The organism is Microcoleus sp. Z1_A1 (assembly GCF_036700305.1).
Classification (GTDB): Bacteria; Cyanobacteriota; Cyanobacteriia; order Cyanobacteriales; family Microcoleaceae; genus Microcoleus.
Genome location: NZ_JAUBOR010000103.1, coordinates 1 through 2,308, shown reverse-complemented (window position 1 = coordinate 2,308; position 2,308 = coordinate 1). Strand labels below are relative to the sequence as shown.

General features: G+C 40.4%; 6 protein-coding genes. 4 read left to right on the top strand and 2 right to left on the bottom strand.

The genetic code is table 11. The annotated features are described in order from the left end of the window. Positions 1 to 199: 199 nt before the first annotated feature. Positions 200 to 601: a hypothetical protein gene (locus tag QT973_RS26890; RefSeq protein WP_333209576.1), complete on the bottom strand. Its 402-nt coding sequence runs from the start codon at positions 599 to 601 to the stop codon at positions 200 to 202. Next, complete coding sequence (locus QT973_RS26885; RefSeq protein ID WP_333055262.1) at positions 598 to 963, bottom strand: PASTA domain-containing protein; 366 nt, start codon at positions 961 to 963, stop codon at positions 598 to 600. Before QT973_RS26885 ends, QT973_RS26890 begins: the two co-directional genes overlap by 4 nt. A gap of 170 nt (positions 964 to 1,133) precedes the next feature. Here QT973_RS26885 and QT973_RS26880 point away from each other — a divergent pair, with 170 nt between their 5' ends. From QT973_RS26880 to QT973_RS26865, 4 genes are read left to right on the top strand one after another with little or no spacing between them, the layout of a single operon-like run. Next, a complete protein-coding gene (locus QT973_RS26880; RefSeq protein WP_333055261.1) occupies positions 1,134 to 1,391 on the top strand; it encodes a type II toxin-antitoxin system ParD family antitoxin in 258 nt (85 codons plus the stop codon). Then, positions 1,328 to 1,720 (top strand): type II toxin-antitoxin system RelE/ParE family toxin, encoded by a 393-nt coding sequence (locus QT973_RS26875; RefSeq protein WP_333055260.1) that lies wholly within the window; start codon positions 1,328 to 1,330, stop codon positions 1,718 to 1,720. Before QT973_RS26880 ends, QT973_RS26875 begins: the two co-directional genes overlap by 64 nt. A 33-nt stretch (positions 1,721 to 1,753) precedes the next feature. Then, positions 1,754 to 2,074: a hypothetical protein gene (locus QT973_RS26870; RefSeq protein ID WP_333055258.1), complete on the top strand. Its 321-nt coding sequence runs from the start codon at positions 1,754 to 1,756 to the stop codon at positions 2,072 to 2,074. Continuing rightward, a complete protein-coding gene (locus QT973_RS26865; RefSeq protein ID WP_333392565.1) occupies positions 2,059 to 2,235 on the top strand; it encodes a type II toxin-antitoxin system PemK/MazF family toxin in 177 nt (58 codons plus the stop codon). Before QT973_RS26870 ends, QT973_RS26865 begins: the two co-directional genes overlap by 16 nt. Positions 2,236 to 2,308: the final 73 nt, after the last annotated feature.

The window sequence follows — 2,308 nt, the reverse complement described above, 5'->3', positions numbered from 1 at the left end:
GAGGCTATGAATGCCCATTCTTGTGACTACTTTCCTATGCCTGACCTCATTCCCGAATTTCAGACCTGAATCCTTACGATCGCCCTTCTGAATTATTAGAAAGGGATCTCGCTCTTTTTTAACCGCAGATGGACGCAGATTAACGCAGATGCAGGAAGGGATCTCGCTCTTGTGATTCATAAAGCTTAAAAAATAGGAGTTAATTTTTAACTTCCTGAAAAATCTTATAGTGTTCGCAAATTATTTCAATAAAAATATCCCCTTCCAACCGAAAATGACTCAAAGCAGATAAATCTAAATTAGCCGGAAAATTGAAAGGATAGGACAGGGAAGATAAGAAAGTTTCAGCATTTTTTTCAAGCTTTCTGAGTTCGACTTCTCCTACCCAAAAACAGTAATTTTCATCATCGGAATTGAGGGGACGAGAAATCACTAGGTGAAGAATGCGATCGAACTCGATCGCTACATCTCCCACTTCGGGCCCAAAGGTGAAGTCTAAACGCAAGCCAAGATTTTGAGGGCGGAGTGAAACTCCTACTAAATCGGCACTTTTTAAGTCTTCTAAAAAGGTTTTGAGGTTGAGTGCGAGATCGGTTGTCATAGAATCACTTTTTCTCCGGTATTATGTGTCTTAGCCCCTGGTTCAAATTTTATTTGATTTCCATCTCTATTGTATCTACGACGGTAAGTTTTGCCCTCCGTCCCCCGTATATGAGGTCCTGTACGGACTATTTCACCATTTGGTCTAATATGAATGATACTGCCGTCTGGATGTTCAAAGGTTTGATAGCCACCTTTTGTGCTGGTTTGAAATTGGAAGCCGTAACTCTCCAGTATGGCGATCGCTTCTGATAAGGTTTGTCCTGTCAAATCTGGAAGTTTTTGTGCGGCGGGATTCATTGGTTGTGAATGGGAAAGATTTTGAGCGATCGCCATTTTGATTATAAAACGGGCGATCGCCATGATTGATGAATGATGAGCGAGATCCTTTCTGAATCAGGATGAGAAAGGGCGATCGATCTTCCCAATTTCTTATTACAAAATTACAGGTTGTGTGAGTCTTGACAAAAAATGGCAAAATTTGCCATAATAAGATAACAAGTTAAATGAGGTAAGTAATACCCGTGACAAGCATGAATATTTCTCTACCTGACTCAATGCGAACTTATATAGAAGAACAGGTCGCTCAAGGTGGTTATAGTACAGCTAGCGAATATTTCCGTGAGTTAATTCGCCAAGACCAAAAACGCAAAGCTTCAGAACGTTTGGAAGCGATGTTATTAGAGGGTTTGGAATCGGGAAATCCTACGGCGATGACGGAGGAAAATTGGATGGAGATTCGTCAAGCTGTGCGATCGCGTATTTCCCAGCAGCAGGGGTTGCAGGAATAAAAAAGACCTCGATCCAAAAACGTCCGCAAGTTATCCGTGACTTGATTGAATTAGCCACTTACATGGCGGAAGATAATATGGATGCTTCCGAGCGCTTTATTGTCGCGGCCGAAGAAACATTTAAACAATTAGCACAAACGCCAAAAATGGGAAAACGCTGTCAATTTTCTCATCCTAATTTAATCGATGTGCGACAACAAGCTATTAAAGGTTTTAGAAGATATCTGATTTTCTCCCGTCTGATAGACTCAGAGGTAGAAATTTTGCGCGTGATTCACGGGGCACGGGACATCGAAGATATGTTTGAGAATGTTGATGAGACAGATTAAGAGCGATCGACTGGTATTTAGGAATTTTGGGAAATGTATGTTATCATTAAAGTGGCAGTTTATTTAATCCTAGTTTTCAAGAGTAATACACCAAAGCTTTCCAGAATTTTTACTATGATGAAAGAGCAAACATTTGAACTGGATGAATCTCAGATAAAATTTCTCCAAAGTTGTCAAAAGTATGGATTTAAAGACGCAAATGAAGTAGTAAGAATCGCAATTAAACGCCTGGAATTAGCATTAGAAGCGGAGCGATTGGAAGAATCCGCTGCTCTCTATGCAGAAATCTATAAGGAAGATACAGACTTGCAAGAATTGACGGAATTAGGTTTAGAAGAATGGCTGAAGTTATAAAATTGAAACGCGGTTTAATTATTGAAGTTAATCTCGATCCAACAAAGGGTTCTGAAACGGGGAAAATTAGACCTTGTGTTGTTGTGACCAACAATACTTATAATGAGCGAGTTCCTGTAATCCAGGTTGTTCCAATTACTGCTTGGAGTGAAAAAAAGTAGAAGTTCACGGGGTTAGCGTGGCAGAAGAGAAGGAGGAGTCCGACCAGAACGAGCACTCAAGACAGATTCAGTC